This window comes from Aquabacter cavernae, from assembly GCF_003993795.1.
In the GTDB taxonomy this organism is placed as follows: domain Bacteria; phylum Pseudomonadota; class Alphaproteobacteria; order Rhizobiales; family Xanthobacteraceae; genus Aquabacter; species Aquabacter cavernae.
In genome coordinates this window covers 60,494-82,932 of record NZ_RWKV01000004.1, presented here as the reverse complement: position 1 = coordinate 82,932, position 22,439 = coordinate 60,494, and the positions used below count along the sequence as shown (strand labels likewise).

Below are 22,439 nucleotides of genomic sequence, written 5' to 3'. Positions count from 1 at the left end.
TCCCTCCGGCCTTTTCCAAGACTGCGTGTTCCAAGACTGCGCGGCTCCGGCCTAGGCTGGGGCCGATGCCTCGGCGGCGGGGCGCATGGTTTCCCCTTTGAACGCGCTCCGCGCATGGGGCGTCTCGCCCTCATGCGCGGAAAGGGCGTTCCCATCGGCGTCGGGGCAGGCTATCGATGACATCTAATCGATTAAGAGTCGCGACAGGGATCGCGGCCGGTCAGGGGAGAGACATGCCCAACGCCATAGACCTCAACCAGCGCTGCGCCGTCGTGACCGGGGGCGCACAGGGGATCGGACGCGCCATCGTGGAGCGTTTCCTCGCCTCCGGCGCGCGCGTCGCCATCTGGGATCGCGACCTGGACCTCGCCCGCCGCACGGCGGCCGAACTCGACGCCGACAAGGTGAGCGCGGTGGAGGTGGACGTGACCAGCCTGCCCGCCGTGGAGAGCGCGGCCCGGCAGACCCTCTCCGCCCTCGGGCGGATCGACATCCTGGTGAACAATGCCGGCATTTCCGGCCCCAATACCAAGCTGTGGGAGTATCCCCCGGAGGATTGGGCGCAGGTGCTCGCCATCAACCTCACCGGCCCCTTCAATTGCTGCCGCGCGGTGGTGCCCGCCATGATCGCGCAGAATTACGGCCGCATCGTCAATGTGGCCTCCATCGCCGGCAAGGAGGGCAATCCCAACGCCTCGGCCTATTCGGCCTCGAAGGCGGGGGTGATCGCGCTCACCAAGTCGCTGGGCAAGGAACTGGCGGGCTATGACATCGCGGTGAATTGCGTGACGCCCGCCGTGGCCAAGACCGCCATCTTCGACCAGATGACGCAGGAGCATATCGACTACATGCTCTCCAAGATCCCGCGCGCCCGTTTCGTGAAGGTGGAGGAGGTGGCCGCCACGGTGGCTTTCGCGGCGTCCGCCGATTGCTCCTTCACGACCGGCGCCGTGTTCGATATTTCGGGCGGTCGCGCCACCTATTGAGGCGCGAATCGCTTCCGAGGCACTGACGGCCCATGCGCCCCTCCCAAAAGCCCGGCGGGGCGCCGACCCGATCCCCACCCATCCCGCTGCCCGCCGGCGGCGGGTCCACCATGGTGGGCATCGGGCTCATGTGCCTCGCCGTCATGTCCTTCGCGGTGACGGACGCCACCGCGAAATGGCTGGGCGCCTATACCAGCGTGTTCATCATCGTCTGGGCGCGCTACGTCATCCATTTCCTGCTCTCGCTGGTGGTCTTCAATCCCTGGACCGTGCCGGGCCTGCTGCGCACCCGGCGGCCGGGCCTGCAGATCCTGCGCTCCACCCTGCTGTTCGCCACCACCGGGATGAATTTCCTGGCGCTCCAGTTCCTGCAGCTGGACCAGACTGTCTCCATCATGTTCTCGGCGCCCTTCTTCGTGGCGCTGTTCGCCGGGCCGCTGCTGGGCGAATGGATCGGCGCGCGCAAATGGGCCGCCATCATCGTGGGGTTCGCGGGCATCTTGCTGGTGGCGCAGCCGGGCACCGGCATCCATCCCGCCGCTTTGCTGTCCTTGGCCGCCGCCGTCACCTACGCGCTCTATGCCATCACCACGCGCATGCTGGTGCCCTATGATCCGACGCCCACCACCTTGTTCTATTCGGCGCTGGTGGGCTCCATCGTGGCCACCCTGCCGCTGCCCTTCGTGTGGGTGACGCCTGATAATCCCATGGTCTATGCGGCCATGCTGGCTTTGGGCGCGGTGGCAGGGGGCGGGCATTTCCTGCTCATCCTCGCCCATGCGCGGGCGCCCGCCGCTACGCTCGCGCCGTTCATCTATGTGCAGATCCTGGCCATGGTGGGCTTGGGCTGGCTGGTGTTCGGCCATGTGCCGAGCCTGTGGACCCTGGCGGGCGCCGCCATCGTGGTGGGCTCGGGCATCTTCCTCCTGTTCCAGGAGCGGCGGGCCATCCGGACCACGCCGCCGCCGGACGCATCCTTGAACCATTGACCCTGGCCCGGCGGGGGCTTGTCCGTCGCGCCCGGCGGCGTGTCCGCTGCGGCGCGCGACGCCCCATGCCCGCCGCTTCGTCGAAAATGCGTTGGATTTCCTCGCTTTCGTCAAAATGAGCGCTATGGTGCAAGGCGGAATAAACAGGCACCGAACGCAGCATCATGTCTTCCGCACGCCTCCTCGTCCTTGAAGGAAACACCGCCGAAGCCCGCGCCCGCCAGGTGAAGTTCGGCGGGGAAGCCGCCAGCGAGGGCTATGCGCGTCTGTTGCGCGAACTGTTTCCCCATGCGGTGGTGGACATCTGCTATCCGGCCGATCCCGGCGCGAACCTGCCCGATTCCGGCGGCCTGGAAGGCTATGACGGCATCGCCATCACCGGCTCCTCGCTCAACATCTATAATCGCGGCCCCGAGATCGAGCAGCAGATCGACTTGCTGCGCGGCGCCTTCGCCACCGGCACGCCGGTGTTCGGCAGCTGCTGGGGGCTCCAACTCATCACGGTGGCGGCGGGCGGCGTGGTGCGCAAGAATCCGCGCGGGCGCGAAGTGGGCTTCGGCCGCCGCATCCGCCTCACCGAGCACGGCACGGGCCACCCCATGTTCGAGGGCAAGCCGCCCGTGTTCGAGGCCATGACCGTGCATCTGGACGAGGTGGAGACCTTGCCCGAGGGCGCCCGGCTGCTGGCGAGCAACGACCATTCCGTGGTGCAGGCGGCGGAGATTCCCGTGGGCCAGAACGGCATGGCCTGGGCGGTCCAGTACCATCCCGAATATCCGTTCCGCGAAATGGCGGCCATCTTCCGCCGCCTCAGCCCCTCTCTGGTGGCCGAGGGCTTCTTCCGCGACGAGGACGAGGAGGACGCCTTCATCGGCGATCTCGAAGCCCTGGAGCGGGATCCCCAGAATCACGCGCTGGTCTGGCGCAACGGGGTGGATGGCGCGGTCATCTCCAAGGATCTGCGCACCCTGGAGATCCGCAACTGGGTGCAGCACCAGGTGATCCCCACCCGCGCCAGGCGTGGGCGGGGCTGACCCGCCCACGCAAAACCAAGAGATTTGTGGGCGGGGCAGAGGCGTTTCAGGCCGCGAGCGCCTTGGCGGCCAGGGCCTGCGCCACGCGGGAGGCGGGAACCCGGCCGAGGGCTGTGGTGATGGCCCGGCCCGCCGCCGCGAGGGCGTCGAGATCCACGCCGGTGCGCACGCCGAGCCCGTCCAGCATGTAGATGAGATCCTCGGTGGCCAGATTGCCCGAGGCGCCCTTGGCATAGGGGCAGCCGCCCAGGCCCGCCACCGAACTGTCGAAGGTGGAGAGGCCGAGTTCGAGGCAGGCCAGCACATTGGCCAGCGCCTGCCCGTAGGTGTCGTGGAAATGGAGCGCGGTGCGCTTGCCGCCGATCTCCAGCGCCACGGCGGCGGCCATGTTGCGCGCCGTGTCCGGCGTGCCGACCCCGATCGTGTCGCCCAGCGAGATTTCGTAGCAGCCCATGGCCGCCAGCGCCGTGGACACGCGGACCACGTCCGCCACCGGCACCTCGCCCTGATAGGGGCAGCCGAGCACGCAGCTCACATAGCCGCGCACCGCGATGCCTGCCTCCTGGGCGGCGTCCACCACCGGCTCGAACCGCTCCAGGCTCTCGGCGATGGAGCAGTTGATGTTCTTCTCGCTGAAGGCTTCCGAGGCGGCGGCGAACACCGCCACCTCCTCGACGCCGGACGCGATGGCCGCCTCCAGCCCCTTCATGTTGGGCACGAGGACGGGATAGCGCACGCCCGCGCGCCGGGTGATGGCGGCCAGAACCTCGGCCGTGTCCGCCATCTGCGGCACCCATTTGGGCGAGACGAAGCTGCCGCTCTCGATGACCGGCAGGCCCGCCGCGCTGAGCGCATCGATGAGCGCCACCTTGGCGGCCAGCGGCACGCGCCCCGGCTCGTTCTGAAGCCCGTCGCGGGGCCCCACTTCCACGATGCGCACGTCTGCGGGGCGGCTCATTCGGCGTCCTCCAGGATGAGAAGCTCCGCGCCCTCGTCCACAAGGTCGCCGACGGCGAAGCGCACCGAGCCGACGATGCCGTCGCGCGGGGCAGCCACCGTATGCTCCATCTTCATGGCTTCCACCACCACCAGCGCGTCGCCCTTGCGCACTTTGTCGCCCGCGCCCACCGCCACGCGGGTGATGGTGCCGGGCATGGGCGCGACGAGGCGGCCCGCCGTGCCCGTGGCCTCGATGGAGGCAAGGCGCGGGTCCACATGGTCGAGGCTGGCTTCCGCGCCCGCCGCGAACACGGTGAGGCGCTGGCCGGCACGCACCACGCGGGCGCGCATGCGCACCCCGTCCAGCCGGGCCTCCAGCGTGCCGTCCGCCGCCATGGCGCCTTCCACATGGACGCTGGCGCCCTCGGGAAGGTCCAGCCGGAAGCCGCCGGGCACGTAATGGGCGCGCACCGCGATGCGCTCGGCCCCCGCCGCGAAGGTGAGGTCCACGAAGGCGGAGCGGTTCAGCCGCCAGCCGGGGGCGAGGCCCCAGGGCGAGAAGGGATCCTGCGCTTCCGCCGCCGCCGCCGAGGCGCGGGCCTCGTCCAGCAGCAGGAACAGGGAGGCCAGCGTCAGGTCGCGCGCGCTGGCGGGCGCGGGGCCGGGCAGGAGTTCCGCCCGGTGGCGCTCGATGAAGCCCGTGTCCAGCTCCGCCGCCGCGAAGGCGGGGGTGGCGAAGATGGCCTGGAGGAAGGCGCGGTTGGTGGGCAGGCCCACCACTTCGGTGGCCGCGAGCGCCGCCGACATGCGGCCGGCCGCTTCCGCCCGGTCGGCGCCGTAGGTGATGATCTTGGCGATCATCGGATCGTAATGGATGGAGACCGAATCCCCCGCCCGCACGCCCGAATCCACGCGCACGCCGGGAATGGCGGCGGGCAGGAGCAGATGGTCGAGGCGCCCCACCTGGGGCAGGAAGTCCTTGTCGGGATCCTCCGCATAGAGGCGCACCTCGAAGGCGTGGCCTTCCAGCGGGATGTCCGCCTGGGAGAGCGGCAGCTTTTCGCCACGCGCCACCCGGATCTGCCATTCCACCAAATCCTGGCCGGTGATGGCCTCGGTCACGGGATGCTCCACCTGCAGGCGGGTGTTCATCTCCATGAAGAAGAAGCCGTCGCCCTCGGCGATGAATTCCACCGTCCCGGCACCCACATAGCCCACCGCCTTGGCGGCATCCACGGCGGCCTGCCCCATGCGGGCGCGCCGCTCGGGACTCATGCCGGGGGCGGGGGCCTCCTCCACCACCTTCTGGTGGCGGCGCTGGATGGAGCAGTCGCGCTCGTGCAGGTAGACGCAATTGCCGTGGCTGTCGGCGAACACCTGCACCTCGATATGGCGCGGCTTGGTGAGATATTTCTCGATCAGCACCCGGTCGTCGCCGAAGGCGTTCTTGGCCTCGCGTTGCGCGGAGGCGAGGGCCTCCGCGAACTCGCCGGCCTCCCGCACCACCTTCATGCCCTTGCCGCCGCCGCCGGCGGACGCCTTGATGAGCACGGGATAGCCGATGCGGTCCGCCTCGCGGGCGAGCAAAGCCGGGTCCTGGTCCTCGCCGTGATAGCCGGGCACGAGCGGCACGCCGGCTTTCTCCATGAGCGCCTTGGCTGCGCTCTTGGAGCCCATGGCGCGAATGGCGGAGGCGGGCGGGCCCACGAAGGCGATGCCCGCTTTCTCGCAGGCATCGGCGAATTCGGCATTCTCCGAGAGGAAGCCGTAGCCGGGATGGATGGCGTCCGCCCCCGCCTTGCGGGCGGCGTCCAGGATGGCGTCGATGCGCAGATAGCTCTCGCGCGCCGGGGCCCGGCCGATGGGATAGGCCTCGTCCGCGCTCTCCACATGGAGTGCGCGGGCGTCCGCCTCCGAATAGACGGCCACGGTCTTCAGGCCCATGTCCCGCGCGGTGCGCATGACCCGGACCGCGATCTCGCCGCGATTGGCGATGAGGAGGGTGCGGATGGGCCGGGTCATGAATGCCCCCATTCGGGTTTGCGTTTTTCGAGAAAGGCGGTGAGGCCCTCGCGCCCGTCGCGGCTGGCGCGCTGGTCGGCGATGCGGCGGGACGTGTCGGCGATCACCTCGTCCGACAAGGGCTGGTCCACGGCGGCCACCAATTGCTTGGTGGCGGCGATGGCGGCGGGACTGCCGGCGGCGAGCGCCTTCAGATATCGCGCGATGGTGGCGTCCAGCGCGTCAGTGGGCACCACCTCGTGGATGAGGCCCAGCGCCAAGGCGGTCTGCGCGTCGAAGCGCTCGGCGGTGAGGAAATAGCGCCGCGCCTGCCGCGCGCCCATGGCCCGCACCAGATAGGGGCTGATCACCGCCGGGATGAGGCCGATACGCACCTCGGTGACGGCGAACAGCGCCTCCGGCACCGCGACCGCGATGTCCGAGCAGGCGATGAGGCCGATGGCGCCCGCGAACGCGGACCCCTGCACGCGGGCGAGCGTGGGCTTGGGGCAGGCGTCGATGGTGTGCATGAGGGCGCCGAGGCGCCTGGCATCATCGAGATTATCCTCCACCGAATAGGCCGCCATGCGGCGCATCCAGTTGAGGTCTCCCCCCGAGCAGAAGGAGGGTCCTTCCGCCCGCAACAGGATGGCGCGCACGGCCGGATCCTGCCCGGCGGCGGCGTAGGCGGCGGTCAGCGCCGCGATGAGCGCGTCGTCGAAGGCATTGTGCACTTCGGGACGGTTCAGGGTGAGGACGGCGACGCCGTCCTGATGGGTGATGAGGAGGCTCATGGGTGGCTCCTCGGGAGGTTGCGGGCCATTGCCCCCTCCCAACCCTCCCCCGCAAGCGGGAGAGGGCTTTTCCGTTCAGCTGACCGCACGCTCCCTCTCCCGCCCGAACTCGGCTGTTGCCGCGTTCGGTTCGATAGCGTGCCGAAGTCGGAAGCATCCGACTTCGGTGCGGGGGAGGGTTGGGGAGGGGGCAGACGCAACGCTGCGGGCATGGAACCCATCACATGCGGAACACGCCGAAGCGTGTCTCCCTCGTGGGGGCGTTGAGCGTGGCGGAGAGGGCCAAGGCCAGCACCATGCGCGTGTCGGCGGGGTCGATGACGCCGTCGTCCCACAGGCGCGCGGAGGAATAATAGGGGTGGCCCTGGCGCTCATACTGGGCCTGGATGGGCGCCTTGAAGGCGTTTTCCTCGTCCGCAGACCAGGTGCCGCCCTTGCCCTCGATGCCGTCGCGCTTCACCTGGGCGAGCACGTTGGCCGCCTGCTCGCCGCCCATGACGGAGATGCGGGAATTGGGCCACATCCACAGGAAGCGCGGATCATAGGCGCGCCCGCACATGCCGTAGTTTCCGGCGCCGAAGGAGTTGCCGATCACCACGGTGAATTTCGGCACGCTGGCGCAGGACACCGCATTGACCAGCTTCGCCCCGTCCTTGGCGATGCCGCCGCTTTCATATTTCCGGCCCACCATGAAGCCGGTGATGTTCTGCAGGAACACCAATGGGATGTTCCGCTGGCAGCACAGCTCCACGAAATGGGCGCCCTTCAGCGCGCTCTCGGAGAACAGGATGCCGTTATTGGCGATGATGCCCACCGGATAGCCGAAGATGCGCGCGAAGCCGGTCACCAGCGTCTGGCCGTAGAGCGGCTTGAACTCGTCGAACTCGGAGCCGTCCACGATGCGGGCGATGATCTGGCGGACATCGAAGGGCTTCTTCGGATCCTGCGAGACGATGCCGTAAATCTCCTCGGCGTCGTAGAGCGGCGCGCGGGGCGGCGTGATGTCGAGGCCGTGGGCCTTGGAGGTGTTGAGATTGCCCACGATGGTGCGGGCGATGCCCAGCGCATGGGCGTCATTCTCGGCCATGTGGTCGGCAACGCCGGAGACGCGGGTGTGCACGTCCGCGCCGCCCAACTCCTCGGCCGTGACCACCTCGCCCGTGGCCGCCTTCACCAGCGGCGGGCCGCCGAGGAAGATGGTGGCCTGGTTCTTCACCATGATGGACTGGTCGGCCATGGCGGGCACATAGGCGCCGCCCGCCGTGCAGCTTCCCATGACCACGGCGATCTGGGCGATGCCCTCCGCCGACATGTTGGCCTGGTTGAAGAAGATGCGGCCGAAATGCTCGCGGTCCGGGAACACCTCGTCCTGGTTCGGCAGGTTGGCGCCGCCGGAATCCACCAGATAGAGGCAGGGCAGGTGGTTTTCCCGGGCGATGGCCTGGGCGCGCAAATGCTTCTTCACGGTGACGGGAAAGTAGGTGCCGCCCTTCACCGTGGCGTCGTTGGCGACGATCATGCACTCGCGGCCGGACACGCGGCCGATGCCGGTGATGATGCCGGCTGCGGGCACATCGTCGTCATACATGCCGAAGGCGGCGAGCTGGCTGAGTTCGAGGAAGGGCGAGCCCGTGTCCAGCAGGGTGCGGATGCGGTCGCGGGGCAGGAGCTTGCCGCGCTTCAGATGGCGCTCGCGCGCCACCGCGCCGCCCCCTTCCGCGATGCGCTCCACATGGCCGCGCAGCTCGGACACGCTGGCGGCCAGCGCCTCGCGGTTGCGGGCATAGGTATCGGAGCGGCGGTCCACCGCATCCTCGATGATGGCCATGGATGCCTCACCTCTTTGAGCGTGCAGGAAAAGGAGCGAAACGGCCGAACAGGCCGCGCGGGTGCATCCCGCGCCCCAATCCTCCCAAATGCCGATCCAGGTCGGCTTGGAAACGATCGTACGTTTTTTTATTGCGGGCGCAAGGGGCGATTTCAGGCCCGCGCGCGACGGCGCGGCGCGGGGAGGGCGGCGGCGACGTCCGGCCGGGCCACGCCATCCAGGACGAGGCCGGTATAAAGCGCCACCAGCTCATCCTGGCTCAGGCGCCCGTCATCGCGATACCACATGCAGATGCCGGTGAGCATGGAGATGATGGCATAGGTGGCCACCATGGGCTCGGGCACATGGAAGGCGCCGCGCGCCGCGCCCTCGCGCAGGGTGGTCTCCAGCATGGCCTCATAGTGCCGGCGCATCTCCACCACGGTGGCGCGGTGGGGCGCGTCCAGCGAGCGGATCTCCATATTGGCGATGAAGACGTGGGCCGACCGCGTCATGTGGTAGCGCAGGTGGAAATCCACATAGGCCTTCAGGCGGGGCACCGGCCCCTCGATCCCGGCCATGGCGGCCTCGGCCTTGGCGATGAGGTCCTCCATATGGTCGCGCACGATGTCGAACAGGAGGCTCTGCTTGTTCTCGAAATATTTGTAGAGCGAGCCGGACTGCAGGCCCACCTCGGCCGCGAGCTGGCGCAGGCTCATGGCCTCATAGCCGTGCTTGTAGATGAGCTGGACGCCGGCCTCGCGGATGGCCTTCGCCGTCCGTGCGCCGTTGGATCCCACTGTGCGCGCCATGTCTCTCTCGACCGGATGGCCCTTGTGCGGGCTTTCAGTCCTCTCGCCGGGCCTTTCCGCCGTCGCGGGCCCGGAACGTTTCGGGATGACCACCCCAAGGATAATCACCGTGTAGAGTGAGTGCCCTCGGTCGGACGCGCAAGCCGCAGGGGCGCAAAAAGCGCCGTCATGCTCAAAAAAACGTTCGATTGTTTTCGGTGGGCGGCGGGAAGGCGGGCAAGCGGGCATCACGTCAGACGTCAGTCTTTCTGCATGGAAATGGCATGAGATGCGCGGCCGCTATAGTGGACGAGGCCGTCCTCATCGATGAACCCGGTATCGCCGAGGACATAATAATCGGTGCCGAACTGAAAGCGCCGCTTCGTGTTGGTTTCATCCTTGAAATAGGAGCGAAACCAGAACAGCGGCGATCGTTTCACGTCGATGGCCAGAAGGCCCTCGGTTCCGGCGGGCAATTGGACGCCGTTCTTGTCCAGAACCGCCAGGGCGAAGCCGGGCATGATGCGCCCCACCGACGCGCGCTGCGATGAAGACGGGTCGCGGGGGTCATAGGTCATGCCCACGATCATGCCGGTCTCGCGGTGGCCATACTGGTTGATCAGCGGCACTTCCAGCTTCTGCGTCACCCAGGACACCACGTCCGGCGGAAGCGGTTCGCCGCCCACGGTGACCTGCCGGATGGCGAAGGGGGCGGCGGCATCGTTCGGATCGCCCCGTCGCCACGCCTTGATCTGCGAGGGGGCGGCCGTGAGGTTGGTGACGCGGAACTTGGACAGGACCCGATAGCCCTGCGAGACGTCATAGGGACCATCGCAGAACAGGATCGAGCATCCGATGAGGAGCGGGCCGATAAGGCCGTAATAGATGCCGTATTCCCAGCCCTGGTCGGCCATGTTCCAGTAAACGTCCTCGTCGCGGACATCCATGCTGACCCGCATGTATTTCTCGATCCCGGCCAGAGCGCGCACCGGGGTGAGAAGCCCGAGCTTCGCCTCCACGAAGCTGGGCGCATAGGTCATGGTGAAGGGGTCGTTCTCCCCGTAGGTCTCCACGGTTTCGAGCGGCTCGGACGCATAGATGGACGACCAGAACTGCGTCACCTTGCTGTCGAGGCGGTTAATCTGATCGCCCTCGATGAGGCACACGAAGGTCTTGCCCGTGATGTAGCGGGAGGCGCGCTCGATGAGGAAGCGGTTGGCGACGATGGCCTTCACGCCGCCCGCCCTCAGCCGCGCATCCACGGCGGCGGGCGAATAGGTGGAGAAGAGCGGCATATAGACCGCCCCGATCCGCCAGATGGCGAGCGCCGTGATGACCAGCTCGACGCCCTTGGGCAGCAGGACGGCCACCCGGTCGCCCTTCCGCACGCCCGCACCGGCAAGGACGCGGGCGAAGCGGGCGGAATATTCCGCAAGCTTGCCGTAGCTCAGTTCCGATGTCTGGCCGGAAACGGTTTCGTGGATCATGGCGGGATGGGCGCGCTTCACCGCCAGGTGCCGATCGCACAGGAGGTGGGCGAGGGGAATCTTGGCGCCGCTATATTTGCCGTGCTGCGGGAGCGAGGACGGCGGGGCAACGTCCGTCTCTGGGTGAGGCGCATCGGCCGCGCCGATGCCGGAGAAGAACGGGCCCAGGCCATAGCTGCGGCTCTCGGCATCATAGGCCAGCAGGGTTTCATGGACGAGCGTGCTTGCCAGCCGGTGGGCGGTGGCCTTGGACAGGCCGGTGGCCTGCATCAGATCGGCGAGCCGCACCGCGCGCGGGGATGCATTCGTCACCACCCGCAGCAGGGAAATGGCCCGGCCGAGGCTCTGCGCGCCTTTGGGCGCGGCATTGTCTTCTTCATTATGGTCCATGTCTTACAATGTGAGACAGAACGGGGCCGGTCGCAATAATTTCCCGGAATGCGGGCATTGCCCTTGAAATAACCGAACGCTCGATAGATAATCTCGTCAAGATTATCTCACAATGTGAGACATTGGCCAAAGAAGCCAACCCGCCAAAGTGTGGGAATTCGGGAGAGGAAGCATGTCGACTGCCAATGCCTCAGGCGCATCGGCCGCCGCCGCACCGCTGTTGAATGTCGCTGACATCTCGCTGCGTTTCGGCGGTCTCAAGGCGTTGAGCGAAGTCGGCTTTTCAGTCGGCAAGGGCGAGCTGTTCTCCATCATCGGGCCCAATGGCGCGGGCAAGACCTCGCTGCTGAACTGCATCTCCGGGCGCTATTCGCCCCAGGAGGGCGCGGTGATGTTCGAGGGTCGCGACATCACGCGGCTGAAGCCCAACAAGCGCGCCGCCATCGGCATCGGCCGCACCTTCCAGAACCTCGCTCTGTTCAGCCACATGAGCGTGCTGGACAACATCATGGTGGGCCGCCACCACCTCCTGAAGAACAATCTCCTCACCGGCGCGCTCTACTGGATCGGCGGCGCGCAGAAGGAGGAGCTGGAGCACCGCCGCAAGGTGGAGGACGTCATCGACTTCCTCGACATCCAGCATGTGCGCAAGTCCACTGCCGGCACCCTGTCCTACGGCCTGCGCAAGCGCGTGGAGCTGGCCCGCGCGGTGGCCCTCGAACCCAAGCTCATTCTCCTCGACGAGCCCATGGCGGGCATGAACCTGGAGGAGAAGGAGGACATGGCCCGCTACATCGTGGACCTGAACGAGGAATGGGGCATGACCATCATCATGATCGAGCATGACATGGGCGTCGTCATGGACATCTCCCACCGGGTCATGGTGCTCGATTTCGGCCGCAAGATCGCCGAGGGCCTGCCCGAGACCATCCTGGCCAATCCCCATGTGAAGAAGGCCTATCTGGGCGAGGAGGACGAGGCGCTGGAAGATCCGGACGCCGTCTCCCCGCAGGCTGTTTCGGCGTAAGGGGCGGGGGAACGTACATGTCTGCCTATCCCGATCTGTCGGTTCACGACACCCTTCCCAAGCTGCTCGAACTGCACGCCCGCAATCATCCCGACGACATCTGGTTGCGGGAGAAGGATCTCGGCATCTGGAATTCCTATTCCTGGCGCCAGGTGTCCGATCGCGTGCGCGCCATGGCGCTGGGCCTGGAGACGCTGGGCGTCGCGCGGGGCGACGTGGTGGCGCTGCTGGGCGACAACCGCCCCGAATGGCTCATGGGCGAGATCGCCGCCCATGCGGCGGGCGCCATGAGCCTGGGCATCTATCGCGACGCGCTCGCCGACGAGGTGGCCTATCTCATCACCTATGCGGACGTGGCGGTGATCTTCGCGGAGGACGAAGAGCAGGTGGACAAGCTCCTCCAGCTCGAAGACCGCATCCCCACGGTGCGCCACATCATCTATTCGGACCCGCGCGGCCTGCGCAAATATGAGGATTCCCGGCTGGTGTCCCTGGCCGAGCTGGAGCAGAAGGGCGCCGCGCGCCATGCCGCTGCCCCGGGGCGCTATGCCGAACTGGTGGCGCAGGGCTCGGGCGCGGATATCACCATCCTGTGCACCACCTCGGGCACCACCTCCCATCCCAAGCTCGCCATGCTCACCTGCGGCGCGCTGCTGAACCATTGCGGCGCCTATCTGGAAGTGGATCCGCGCGGACCGCAGGACGAATATGTCAGCGTGCTCCAGATGCCCTGGATCATGGAGCAGATCTACGCCTTCGGTCAGGCGCTCATCTCCCGCATGAAGGTCAACTTCGTGGAGGAGCCCGAGACCACCATGGCCGACATGCGCGAGATCGGCCCCTCCTTCATTCTGTTCGCCCCGCGTGTGTGGGAGCAGATCGCCGCGGATGTGCGCGCCCGCATGATGGATGCGTCCGCCTTCAAGCGCGTCATGTTCGAATTCGGCATGAAGCTGGGCCTGCGGGCGCTGGACGAGGGTCGCCGCTCCTGGCTCGCGGATGTCATCCTGTTCCGGGCGCTGCGCGACCGGCTGGGCTTCACCAACCTGAAGTCCGCCGCCACCGGCGGCGCGGCGCTGGGCCCGGACACGTTCCGCTTCTTCCTGGCCCTGGGCGTGCCCATGCGCCAGCTCTACGGGCAGACCGAACTGCTGGGCGCCTACACCATCCACACCGCCAAGGATGTGGATTTCGACACGGTGGGCGTGCCCATGGCGGGGGTTGAGCTGCGCATCGAGGATCCCGATCCCAACGGGCTCGGCGAGATCGTCACCCGTCATCCCAACGCCTTCACCGGCTATTACCGCAACGACGAGGAGACGCAGAAGTCCTTCGACGCCGGCGGCTGGATGCGCACCGGCGATGCGGGCTTCCTGAATGCCAAGGGGCATCTGGTGGTCATCGACCGGGTGCGCGACATGGCCGCCACCGTCCATGGCGACCGCTTCTCGCCGCAATACATTGAAAACAAGCTGAAATTCTCGCCCTACGTGGCCGAGGCGGTGATCCTGGGCGACGGGCGCACGGATCTGGCGGCCATGATCTGCATCCGTTTCCCCATCGTGGCGAAATGGGCGGAGAAGAACCGCATCGCCTTCACCACCTATACCGATCTCTCCGCCAAGCCCGAGGTCATCGCGCTGCTCAAGCGCGAGGTGGAGACGGTGAACAAGACGCTGGCCGAGAAGCAGCGCATCGCCCGCTTCCTGCTGCTCTACAAGGAGCTGGACGCGGACGACGGGGAACTGACCCGCACCCGCAAGGTTCGGCGCGGCGTCATCAACGAACGCTATGGCGATATCATCGACGCCATGTATCGCGGCGATCCCCGGATCGACGTGGACACCACCATCACCTTCCAGGACGGCACCAAGCAGCGCATCAAGACCGTGCTGGACGTGGTGGCCCTGGAGACCGGCACCGCGCCGTCCGCAGACAAGCGGAGGGCGGCATGAGAACGGTTTGCATCGGGCGCCACATGGTTCCCGCGCCCGCTTGCGGGGAACGGCTGGGGTCGCCCCGCCCATTCGCCATCACATCGTGCCCTTCCCCCTCCCAACCCTCCCCCGCAAGCGGGAGAGGGCTTTCGCGGGCTTCCCGATGAATACTCAGCTTTTCATCCAACTCGTGGTCAACGGGCTCATCATCGGCTGCCTCTACGGCGTGGTCGGCATGTGCTTCGTGCTCATCTACAAGGCCTCCCAGGTGGTGAACTTCGCCCAGGGCGAGTTCCTGCTCATCGGCGCCTGGACCTGCTGGTGGCTGCTCACCTACTGGCAGATCCCCTTCTTCTGGGGCTTCCTGTTCTCGCTCGCCTTCATGATGCTGTTCGGGCTGGCGCTCCAGGTGGTGGTGCTGCGTCCGCTCATCGGCGAGCCGGTCATCTCGGTCATCATGGTGACCATCGGCCTGTCCATCTTCTTCCAGGCCTTGATGAAGTGGATGTTCGGCACCTTCGCCCAGCCCTTCCCGCCCATCTTCTCCGTGCAGAAGGTGGAGATACTCGGGCTTCAGGTGCAGACCGCCTATCTCATGTCCACCGGCGTCTCGCTGGCCATCATGGCGGGCTTCGCCTGGTTCTTTAAATATTCCCGCATGGGCCTCGCCATGCGCGCCACCGCCTTCAACCAGCAGGTGGCCCAGTCGCTCGGCATCTCGGTGCGCCAGGTGTTCGCGCTCTCCTGGGGCATCTCGGCGGCGGTCTCCGCGGTGGCGGGCGTGGTGGTGGGCATCGTCAACGGCGTGTCCTCGGCCCTCTCCTTCTTCGGCATCAAGGTGTTCCCGGCGGTGATCCTGGGCGGCCTCGACAGCGTGCTCGGCGCGGTGGTGGGCGGGCTCATCATCGGCGTGCTGGAGAACGTGGCCCATTACTTCGACAGCCAGTTCCTCAAATGGGGCAACCTCTACGAGATCGTCCCCTTCTACGTCCTGATCGTCATCCTGATGATCAAGCCCTACGGGCTGTTCGGAACCCGCGACATCGAGAGGGTGTGACATGGCCATGACCACCATGCGCCCGTGCGGCGACTTCCGCACCAGCTACCGGGCCGACCAGACCATCTTCGCCACGCGCGTGACCTTCGCCTTCGTGGTGCTGGGCGTGGTGCTGCTGGCCTGCGCCCCGCTGGTGCTCAACAACTACTATCTCAGCCTGATGATCCAGATCGGCTATCTGGGCATCGCGGCCCTGGGGCTGAACATCCTGGTGGGCTTTTCCGGCCAGATCTCCATCGGCCATGCTGTGTTCTTCGGCTTCGGCGGCTTCGCGTCCGCCTTCCTCGCCGAGCATGGCGTGCCGGTGCCTATCGCCATCGTGCTGGCGGGCATGTGGACCACGGCGGTGGGCCTCCTGTTCGGCATTCCCGCCGCGCGGGTGAAGGGGCTCTACCTCGCCATCGCGACGCTGGCCGCGCAGTTCATCCTGCAGGACTTCTTCGTGCGGGCCGAATGGTTCACCGGCGGCACCCATGGCGCGCTGGCGGCCCCGTTCGAGATCTTCGGCTACGACATGTCCGGCGATCAGCGCTACTTCTACGTGGTGCTGGTGTTCGTGGTGGTCATGTATCTGTTCGCCGCCAACCTCATGCGCACCCGTGACGGGCGGGCGCTGATCGCGGTGCGCGACCATTATCTCTCAGCCGAGATGATGGGCGTGAACCTCACCAAATACCGCACCATGGCGTTCGGCATCTCGTCCTTCTATGCGGGCATCGGCGGTGCGCTCTATGCCCACTATATCGGCTTCATGTCGGTGGAAGGGTTGGACATCCTGTTCTCCATCCAGTTCCTCGCCATGATCATCATCGGCGGCCTCGGCTCCATCATGGGCTCGCTGCTGGGCACCATCTTCATGGTGCTGCTGCCGGAGGTGACCCAGGCGCTGGCGAGCGCGTTGCAGGGCAGCGCCATCGACAAGGCGCTCCACCTGAAGGACGGCATCACCTACATGCGCGAGATGCTGATCGGCGCCGTCATCATCCTGTTCCTCATCTTCGAGCCGGACGGCCTCGCTCACCGCTGGCGCCAGATCAAGGCTTATTGGAAACTCTTCCCGTTCTCGTATTGACCCCTTTCCGAGGCGGCGCAGACCGCCCGGCAGGACCCATGGAAACACGCAAGGAGAGACATATGAAGAAGATCGCATTGTCGCTGGTCTCCGCCCTCGCTTTGGCCAGCGCCACGCCTGCACTGGCGCAGAGCATCAATATCGGCCACCTCGCCGACTATTCCGGCGGAACCTCGGACGTGGGCCAGCCCTACGGCCAGGGCGTGCAGGACACCATCGCCTACATCAACAAGAATGGCGGCGTGAACGGCAAGCAGATCAATTCCGACTTCGTGGAATACGGCTACCAGGTGCCGCGCGCCCTGGCCGCCTTCAAGAAGTGGGTCGGCAGCGAGAAGGTGGTTGCCATCCAGGGCTGGGGCACCGCCGACACCGAGGCGCTGGTGGGCATGGTGACCAAGGAGGAGATTCCCTATTATTCGGGCTCCTACTCCGCCTCCCTCACCGATCCCAAGGGCAAGGTGAACGAGAAGAGCGAGCGCGCCGCGCCGTTCAACTTCTTCTACGGCCCGTCCTATTCCGACGCCGCCCGCGCCATGGTGCAGTGGGCCGCCGACGACTGGAAGGCCAAGGGCGGCCAGGGCAAGCCCAAATGGGTCCATATGGGCGCCAACCACCCCTATCCCAACTCGCCCAAGGCGGCGGCGGAAGCCTATGCCAAGGAGCTGGGCTTCGACGTGCTCGACCCGATCACCTTCGCCCTCACCCCCGGCGACTACACCGCCCAGTGCCTGACCATGAAGCAGTCCGGCGCCAATTACGCCTATCTGGGCAACACGGCCGGCTCCAACATCTCCGTGCTCAAGGCGTGCGAGACGGCGGGCGTGAAGGTGCAGTTCCTGGGCAATGTGTGGGGCATGGGCGAAGAGGCCATGAAGGCCGCCGGCTCGGCCGCCAACGGCCTCGTCTTCCCGCTGCGCACGGCGGTGACCTGGACCGGCAACGCGCCGGGCCTCGCCACCTTCAAGGATGTCTCCAAGATGTCCGACCCGAGCGGCAACGCCTATCGCACCGTGCATTACATGACCGCCGTGTGCACCGTCATGTACATGAAGGAAGCCATGGAGTGGGCGGACAAGAATGGCGGCGTGACCGGCGTGAAGATCCGCGACGGCATGTACCAGAAGACCGACTGGGTGCCGAAGGGCACGGAAGGTGTCTGCGTGCCCTCCACCTGGACCACCTCGGACCATCGCCCCACCACCACGGTTGAGCTGTATCGCGCCGTGGTGAAGGGCCCCACCGACGCGCCGCTGGCGGACCTCGTGAAGAGCGGCACCATCGCCCTCGACAAGGTGGCCACCATCCAGCTGCCCCGGAAGACCGAGCTGCAGGGCTGGTGAGGCCGACCGCCCGGCTCATCCCCCTCCCAACCCTCCCCCGCAAGCGGGAGAGGGCTTCTCTCAGGCACGCCGCAAACTCCCTCTCCCGCTTGCGGGGGAGGGATGGGGAGGGGGCTCGGGGGCGCAGACGGGGTGGGCAGGATTTAACGCGAACAGGATCACGCCATGTCCAACGCCGCGCTCAAGATCGACCGGGAAGCCGCGCCCCTCGCCGGGGAAGCGCCGCCCATGCTGTCGGTGAACAATATCGAGGTGGTCTATAACGACGTCATCCTCGTCCTGCGCGGCCTGTCGCTGAAGGTGCCGCAAGGGCAGATCGTCGCTTTGCTCGGCTCCAACGGGGCGGGCAAGTCCACCACGCTCAAGGCCATTTCGGGCCTGCTGAAATCCGAGGACGGCGAGATCACGCGCGGCGACGTGACCTTTCTCGGCGAGAAGATCAACGGCATCGAGCCCGACAAGATCGTGCGGCGCGGCATCTTCCAGGTGATGGAGGGGCGGCGCATCATCTCCGACATGACGGTGCTGGAAAACCTGCGCCTCGGCGCCTTCACCCGCCGCGACAATGGGGTGAAGGACGATATCGAGCGCGTCTACGGCTATTTCCCGCGCCTCAAGGAGCGCACGGGCCTTGCCGGCTATCTCTCGGGCGGCGAGCAGCAGATGCTGGCCATCGGCCGGGCCATGATGGCGCGCCCCAAGCTGATCCTCATGGACGAGCCCTCCATGGGCCTCTCGCCGCTGCTGGTGAAGGAAGTGTTCGCCATCATCAAGCAGCTCAACCGGGACCTGGGCGTCACCATTCTCCTCGTGGAGCAGAATGCCCGCGTGGCGCTCTCGGTGGCGGATACCGGCTACATCATGGAGCAGGGCAAGATCGTGCTGGACGGCACGGCCGAGCAGCTCCAGTCCAACGAGGACGTGAAGGAATTCTATCTCGGCCAGGGCGGCGGAGAAGAGCGCAAGTCCTTCAAGAACCTCAAATCCTTCAAGCGCCGCAAGCGCTGGCTGTGAGAGTGCGCGGCCTGTGAGGGGCGAGGCATTCCCCCTCCCAACCCTCCCCCGCAAGCGGGAGAGGGCTTTTGCGTTGTGTTCGCGGAACCCAGGCGGGTGGGCGCCTGGGCCGTGTGGTGCCTAGAGATCACCGATCGCGCACCCTGCCCCCTCTCCCGCTTGCGGGGGAGGGTTGTGGAGGGGGAAACGGCGCAGGAGCCATGAGATGACCGACACCACCCGCTTCTACGACGCCCTGGAGACCCGCGACCCGCAGCAGCGGGAGGACGCCCTCATGGCCGCGTTGCCGGGCCAGGTCGCCACCGCGAAGGCGCGCTCGGCCTATTTCGCGGAGCTGCTGAAGGACGTGGACGCAGCGACCGTGACGAGCCGCGCCGCGCTGGCGAAGCTGCCCGTCACCCGCAAGTCGGACCTGCCCTTCCTCCAGCCGAAAAGCCTGCCCTTCGGCGGCCTCAACGGCACGAAGCCGGGCGGGCTCGCGCGCATCTTCATGTCGCCGGGGCCCATCTATGATCCCGAAGGGCGCCGCCCCGATTACTGGCGCTTCGCCCGCGCGCTGTTCGCCACCGGCTTCCGGGCCGGGGAGGTCGTGCACAACACCTTCTCCTATCACCTCACGCCCGCCGGCTCGATGATCGAGAGCGGCGCCCATGCGCTGGGCTGCGCGGTGGTGCCCGCCGGTGTCGGCCAGACCGACCTGCAATTGCGCGCCATCGCCGACATCCGCCCCGACGGCTATGGCGGCACGCCGTCCTTCCTCAAGATCCTCGTGGACAAGGCCCGCGAGGAGGGGCTCGACATCTCCTCCCTGAAGAAGGCGCTGGTGACGGGCGAAGCCTTCCTGCCGCCCCATCGCGCGGCCCTGCGCGAGGCGGGCATCACGGCGCGCCAATGCTACGGCTCCGCCGATCTCGGCCTCGTCGCCTATGAGAGCGAGGCGGAGGAAGGGATGATCCTCGACGAGCACGTCATCGTCGAAATCCTGCGCCCCGGCACCGGCGATCCCGTGGACAGCGTGGGGGACGTGGGCGAGGTGGTGGTGACGCTTCTGGAGGAGGATTATCCCCTCATCCGCTTCGCCACCGGCGATCTCTCCGCGCTCATGCCGGGCGTCAGCCCCTGCGGGCGCACCAATGCGCGCCTGCGCGGCTGGCTCGGCCGGGCCGACCAGGTGACCAAGATCCGCGGCATGTTCGTTCACCCCGTGCAGGTGAGCGCGGCGGTGAAGAAGCACCCGGCGGTGGCCAAGGCCCGCCTCGTGGTGAGCCATGACGGCACCAGCGACGACATGCTTCTGGAAGTGGAAGTGGCGGACGCCGCCGCCCTCGCGCAGGACGCCCTGCTGGATGATCTGCGCGCCGCCACCAAGCTGCGCGGGCGCCTCTCACTGGTGGCGCCCGGCACGCTGCCGGAGGATGCGAAGACCATCGAGGACCGGCGAAAGGTGGGGTGATTATCTAATGTTTAGGGGGCAGACGATTTAGAAATGCGGACATAGAGCGCCTTGAGCATCAGAAATACCGCCATATCATCGCGGCGTTCAGATAGAAGATAAACAAGTATATCGTGCCGCAGGTCTTCTGTTAGGCGAAATTCAAAATTAGAGACTCGATCAATCCTGGCATTTTCAAACCAATTCAGAACCATAATGCAGAATTCAAATGCTAAAAATGTGCCGCGCCCTGCTGCTAAGTCTTTTCGCGTTTCTTCAAGATCATTTTTTGAACCTGAAAATTCGAAATCCCGAACCGATTCGGCGTCAAATTCATAAAGTTCTTCAAGCCACTCTATGGATGCCAGATTGACAAGCAGAAGGGCCATTATCTTCAAATGAGAAAGACCATTAGAATCTTTCATAACATAGGTGGCTTCCCACCTATCCACTCCCGCTTTCCAATTTTCGTGAGCGATTTCCAGGTGGGATTGATTGAATTTAAAACTATATCCAATAGCTTGAGAAGTAATCGTGCAGGCACGCAAAAAATCTCCGCGAAAAGCGGAGAAGTCGGAGATCCAATTGTCCAGGCATTCTTCAGTGAGGACGATAAGCATGGCGAATCGCGTGGAAAGAGATATTAATTCTCGATACACGCGATCCGCTTGGTAAGCTAGCTCACTTAGTTGCGGTTGAGGTGGTCTCCACCTCACTAATGAGCTGACGAGTGGTCTTCAGGCAAAGCGGGGCACTGTAGCCGACCGGAAGCTTCGGGCGGCTATTTGTAAAAAGCAGCTTGAAACGCTCGTTGTCACGCTCAACGATGCGTTTGCTACCATTGCCTGCTGCCAAATCCGCAGACATCACTCGATCCTCTTTCTACAATGCGCATTTTTGCATAACTGCTATGCAAAAATCGCATATATGATTGCTATTATCGCAACCACAAGTTATCAAGTCAATGTAAGTTCCATGCGGTCATCATGATCGCAAAAGCCTTAAAAATTCAGATTGGTATTGCAGCTTCTGATTGAAGGCCTCATTCCGCCGCATCCGCCTGTTCGGCGCCGGCCGTCGCGCCCACGCCGTAGCGCTTCTCCACATAGTCTTCCACCAGGGCGCGGAACTCCTGCTGGATGTTCGGGCCGCGCAGCGTCACGGCTTTCTTGCCGTCGATGAAGACCGGGGCGGAGGGGGTTTCGCCGGTGCCGGGAAGGGAAATGCCGATATCGGCATGCTTCGATTCGCCCGGCCCGTTCACGATGCAGCCCATCACCGCCACGTTCAGCGCCTCCACGCCGGGATAGGACTGCTTCCACACGGGCATGCGCTCGCGGATCATGTCCTGCACGCTCTGCGCCAGTTCCTGGAACACGGTGCTCGTGGTGCGCCCGCAGCCGGGGCAGGCGGCGACCAGGGGCACGAAGGTGCGCAGGCCCATGGTCTGCAGGATTTCCTGCGCCACCTGCACCTCGCGGGTGCGGTCGCCGTTGGGCTCGGGGGTGAGCGATACGCGGATGGTGTCGCCGATGCCCGCCTGGAGCACCACGCCCATGGCGGCCGTGGAGGCGACGATGCCCTTCGAGCCCATGCCCGCCTCGGTGAGACCGAGATGCAGCGCATAGTCCGAGCGGCGGGAGAGTTCGGAATAGACCGCGATGAGGTCCTGAACCGCCGAGACCTTGGCGGAGAGGATGATGCGGTCGCGCCCCAGGCCGATTTCCTCGGCGAGCGCCGCCGAGAGCAGCGCCGAGCGCACGAGGGCCTCGCGCGTCACCGCCCGCGCCTCGGCGGGCTTGGGCAGCTTGGCGTTCTCGTCCATGAGGCGGGTCAGCAAGTCGCTGTCCAGCGAGCCCCAATTGGCGCCGATGCGCACCGGCTTGTCGTGGCGGATGGCGGTCTCGACGATGGCGGCGAACTGCCGGTCCTTCTTGTCGCCGAAGCCCACGTTGCCGGGATTGATGCGGTATTTCGCCAGCGCTTCCGCGCAGGCCGGATGATCGGCCAGCAGCTTGTGGCCGATATAATGGAAATCGCCCACCATCGGCACGTCGATGCCCATGGCGAGCAGCTTCTCGTGGATATGGGGCACGGCGGCGGCGGATTCGTCCCGGTCCACCGTGATGCGCACGATCTCCGAGCCCGCGCGGGCCAGCGCGGCCACCTGGCGCACGGTGGCCGGGATGTCCGCCGTGTCCGTATTGGTCATGGACTGGACCACAACCGGCGCGCCCCCGCCCACCAGCACCCGGCCCACCGGCACGCCCACGGTGAGCTTGCGCACGGCAGGGCCGGCTTCGAGCAGTTCATCGGGCACGACGCGGGCGAGGGTCATG

The 22,439-nt window shown here is 66.1% G+C and carries 19 protein-coding genes; 10 read left to right on the top strand and 9 right to left on the bottom strand.

Features of this window, described 5'->3' with window-relative positions; all coding sequences use genetic code 11:
- Positions 1-233: 233 nt before the first annotated feature.
- The 3 genes from EJJ38_RS03565 (at position 234) to EJJ38_RS03555 (ending at position 3,009) form a co-directional block, all read left to right on the top strand.
- The gene (locus tag EJJ38_RS03565) at positions 234-986 is read left to right on the top strand and encodes an SDR family NAD(P)-dependent oxidoreductase (RefSeq protein WP_127088745.1); all 753 of its coding nucleotides are present in this window, start codon (positions 234-236) and stop codon (positions 984-986) included.
- Between the two features lie 32 nt (positions 987-1,018).
- On the top strand, positions 1,019-1,975 hold the full coding sequence (locus tag EJJ38_RS03560; protein WP_245454092.1) for a DMT family transporter: 957 nt from the start codon (positions 1,019-1,021) through the stop codon (positions 1,973-1,975).
- A gap of 164 nt (positions 1,976-2,139) precedes the next feature.
- Positions 2,140-3,009 (top strand): type 1 glutamine amidotransferase, encoded by an 870-nt coding sequence (locus EJJ38_RS03555; protein ID WP_127088744.1) that lies wholly within the window; start codon positions 2,140-2,142, stop codon positions 3,007-3,009.
- A 46-nt stretch (positions 3,010-3,055) separates the two neighbouring features.
- Here the strand turns inward: EJJ38_RS03555 and EJJ38_RS03550 are convergent, their stop codons facing one another.
- The 6 genes from EJJ38_RS03550 to EJJ38_RS03525 form a co-directional block, all read right to left on the bottom strand.
- Complete coding sequence (locus EJJ38_RS03550; protein ID WP_127088743.1) at positions 3,056-3,967, bottom strand: hydroxymethylglutaryl-CoA lyase; 912 nt, start codon at positions 3,965-3,967, stop codon at positions 3,056-3,058.
- Positions 3,964-5,970, bottom strand: coding sequence for an acetyl-CoA carboxylase biotin carboxylase subunit (locus tag EJJ38_RS03545; protein ID WP_127088742.1), 2,007 nt, complete (start codon positions 5,968-5,970; stop codon positions 3,964-3,966). Before EJJ38_RS03545 ends, EJJ38_RS03550 begins: the two co-directional genes overlap by 4 nt.
- Positions 5,967-6,743, bottom strand: a complete 777-nt coding sequence (locus EJJ38_RS03540) for an enoyl-CoA hydratase/isomerase family protein (protein ID WP_127088741.1) — start codon at positions 6,741-6,743, stop codon at positions 5,967-5,969. Before EJJ38_RS03540 ends, EJJ38_RS03545 begins: the two co-directional genes overlap by 4 nt.
- A gap of 220 nt (positions 6,744-6,963) precedes the next feature.
- Positions 6,964-8,571, bottom strand: coding sequence for a carboxyl transferase domain-containing protein (locus tag EJJ38_RS03535; protein ID WP_127088740.1), 1,608 nt, complete (start codon positions 8,569-8,571; stop codon positions 6,964-6,966).
- A 152-nt stretch (positions 8,572-8,723) separates the two neighbouring features.
- The gene (locus EJJ38_RS03530; protein ID WP_127088739.1) at positions 8,724-9,362 is read right to left on the bottom strand and encodes a TetR/AcrR family transcriptional regulator; all 639 of its coding nucleotides are present in this window, start codon (positions 9,360-9,362) and stop codon (positions 8,724-8,726) included.
- 239 nt (positions 9,363-9,601) lie between these two features.
- Positions 9,602-11,218, bottom strand: a complete 1,617-nt coding sequence (locus EJJ38_RS03525) for an AMP-binding protein (protein ID WP_127088738.1) — start codon at positions 11,216-11,218, stop codon at positions 9,602-9,604.
- Positions 11,219-11,390: 172 nt separating this feature from the next.
- Here EJJ38_RS03525 and EJJ38_RS03520 point away from each other — a divergent pair, with 172 nt between their 5' ends.
- From EJJ38_RS03520 to EJJ38_RS03490, 7 genes are all read left to right on the top strand, one after another.
- Positions 11,391-12,245: an ABC transporter ATP-binding protein gene (locus tag EJJ38_RS03520; protein WP_127088737.1), complete on the top strand. Its 855-nt coding sequence runs from the start codon at positions 11,391-11,393 to the stop codon at positions 12,243-12,245.
- Positions 12,246-12,262: 17 nt separating this feature from the next.
- A complete protein-coding gene (locus EJJ38_RS03515) occupies positions 12,263-14,200 on the top strand; it encodes a long-chain fatty acid--CoA ligase (protein WP_127088736.1) in 1,938 nt (645 codons plus the stop codon).
- 145 nt (positions 14,201-14,345) lie between these two features.
- The gene (locus EJJ38_RS03510; RefSeq protein WP_127088735.1) at positions 14,346-15,239 is read left to right on the top strand and encodes a branched-chain amino acid ABC transporter permease; all 894 of its coding nucleotides are present in this window, start codon (positions 14,346-14,348) and stop codon (positions 15,237-15,239) included.
- Position 15,240: 1 nt separating this feature from the next.
- Positions 15,241-16,311 carry a branched-chain amino acid ABC transporter permease gene (locus EJJ38_RS03505; RefSeq protein WP_127088734.1) on the top strand — a complete coding sequence of 357 codons (1,071 nt, stop codon included), beginning with the start codon at positions 15,241-15,243 and terminating at the stop codon, positions 16,309-16,311.
- Positions 16,312-16,373: 62 nt separating this feature from the next.
- Positions 16,374-17,654 carry an ABC transporter substrate-binding protein gene (locus tag EJJ38_RS03500; protein WP_127088733.1) on the top strand — a complete coding sequence of 427 codons (1,281 nt, stop codon included), beginning with the start codon at positions 16,374-16,376 and terminating at the stop codon, positions 17,652-17,654.
- A gap of 165 nt (positions 17,655-17,819) precedes the next feature.
- Positions 17,820-18,668: an ABC transporter ATP-binding protein gene (locus EJJ38_RS03495; RefSeq protein ID WP_127088732.1), complete on the top strand. Its 849-nt coding sequence runs from the start codon at positions 17,820-17,822 to the stop codon at positions 18,666-18,668.
- Positions 18,669-18,873: 205 nt separating this feature from the next.
- Positions 18,874-20,121, top strand: coding sequence for a phenylacetate--CoA ligase family protein (locus EJJ38_RS03490; protein WP_127088731.1), 1,248 nt, complete (start codon positions 18,874-18,876; stop codon positions 20,119-20,121).
- Positions 20,122-20,132: 11 nt separating this feature from the next.
- On the opposite strand, the gene EJJ38_RS03485 is transcribed toward EJJ38_RS03490, so the two are convergent.
- The 3 genes from EJJ38_RS03485 to ispG all read right to left on the bottom strand — a co-directional run bounded on the left by EJJ38_RS03485 (position 20,133) and on the right by ispG (position 22,438).
- Positions 20,133-20,720 carry a hypothetical protein gene (locus tag EJJ38_RS03485; protein WP_127088730.1) on the bottom strand — a complete coding sequence of 196 codons (588 nt, stop codon included), beginning with the start codon at positions 20,718-20,720 and terminating at the stop codon, positions 20,133-20,135.
- A 61-nt stretch (positions 20,721-20,781) separates the two neighbouring features.
- Positions 20,782-20,967 (bottom strand): hypothetical protein, encoded by a 186-nt coding sequence (locus tag EJJ38_RS03480; RefSeq protein ID WP_127088729.1) that lies wholly within the window; start codon positions 20,965-20,967, stop codon positions 20,782-20,784.
- A gap of 175 nt (positions 20,968-21,142) precedes the next feature.
- The gene (ispG, locus tag EJJ38_RS03475; RefSeq protein WP_127088728.1) at positions 21,143-22,438 is read right to left on the bottom strand and encodes a flavodoxin-dependent (E)-4-hydroxy-3-methylbut-2-enyl-diphosphate synthase; all 1,296 of its coding nucleotides are present in this window, start codon (positions 22,436-22,438) and stop codon (positions 21,143-21,145) included.
- Between the last annotated feature and the right edge of the window lies 1 nt (position 22,439).

What these genes read in the sequence shown, in the direction of transcription:
- EJJ38_RS03565 (WP_127088745.1), top strand. Translation starts at nt 234, where the DNA reads ATGCCCAACGCCATAGACCTCAACCAGCGCTGCGCCGTCGTGACCGGG.
- EJJ38_RS03560 (WP_245454092.1), top strand. Translation starts at nt 1,019, where the DNA reads ATGCGCCCCTCCCAAAAGCCCGGCGGGGCGCCGACCCGATCCCCACCC.
- EJJ38_RS03555 (WP_127088744.1), top strand. Translation starts at nt 2,140, where the DNA reads ATGTCTTCCGCACGCCTCCTCGTCCTTGAAGGAAACACCGCCGAAGCC.
- EJJ38_RS03550 (WP_127088743.1), bottom strand. Translation starts at nt 3,967, where the DNA reads ATGAGCCGCCCCGCAGACGTGCGCATCGTGGAAGTGGGGCCCCGCGAC.
- EJJ38_RS03545 (WP_127088742.1), bottom strand. Translation starts at nt 5,970, where the DNA reads ATGACCCGGCCCATCCGCACCCTCCTCATCGCCAATCGCGGCGAGATC.
- EJJ38_RS03540 (WP_127088741.1), bottom strand. Translation starts at nt 6,743, where the DNA reads ATGAGCCTCCTCATCACCCATCAGGACGGCGTCGCCGTCCTCACCCTG.
- EJJ38_RS03535 (WP_127088740.1), bottom strand. Translation starts at nt 8,571, where the DNA reads ATGGCCATCATCGAGGATGCGGTGGACCGCCGCTCCGATACCTATGCC.
- EJJ38_RS03530 (WP_127088739.1), bottom strand. Translation starts at nt 9,362, where the DNA reads ATGGCGCGCACAGTGGGATCCAACGGCGCACGGACGGCGAAGGCCATC.
- EJJ38_RS03525 (WP_127088738.1), bottom strand. Translation starts at nt 11,218, where the DNA reads ATGGACCATAATGAAGAAGACAATGCCGCGCCCAAAGGCGCGCAGAGC.
- EJJ38_RS03520 (WP_127088737.1), top strand. Translation starts at nt 11,391, where the DNA reads ATGTCGACTGCCAATGCCTCAGGCGCATCGGCCGCCGCCGCACCGCTG.
- EJJ38_RS03515 (WP_127088736.1), top strand. Translation starts at nt 12,263, where the DNA reads ATGTCTGCCTATCCCGATCTGTCGGTTCACGACACCCTTCCCAAGCTG.
- EJJ38_RS03510 (WP_127088735.1), top strand. Translation starts at nt 14,346, where the DNA reads ATGAATACTCAGCTTTTCATCCAACTCGTGGTCAACGGGCTCATCATC.
- EJJ38_RS03505 (WP_127088734.1), top strand. Translation starts at nt 15,241, where the DNA reads ATGGCCATGACCACCATGCGCCCGTGCGGCGACTTCCGCACCAGCTAC.
- EJJ38_RS03500 (WP_127088733.1), top strand. Translation starts at nt 16,374, where the DNA reads ATGAAGAAGATCGCATTGTCGCTGGTCTCCGCCCTCGCTTTGGCCAGC.
- EJJ38_RS03495 (WP_127088732.1), top strand. Translation starts at nt 17,820, where the DNA reads ATGTCCAACGCCGCGCTCAAGATCGACCGGGAAGCCGCGCCCCTCGCC.
- EJJ38_RS03490 (WP_127088731.1), top strand. Translation starts at nt 18,874, where the DNA reads ATGACCGACACCACCCGCTTCTACGACGCCCTGGAGACCCGCGACCCG.
- EJJ38_RS03485 (WP_127088730.1), bottom strand. Translation starts at nt 20,720, where the DNA reads ATGCTTATCGTCCTCACTGAAGAATGCCTGGACAATTGGATCTCCGAC.
- EJJ38_RS03480 (WP_127088729.1), bottom strand. Translation starts at nt 20,967, where the DNA reads ATGTCTGCGGATTTGGCAGCAGGCAATGGTAGCAAACGCATCGTTGAG.
- ispG (WP_127088728.1), bottom strand. Translation starts at nt 22,438, where the DNA reads ATGACCCTCGCCCGCGTCGTGCCCGATGAACTGCTCGAAGCCGGCCCT.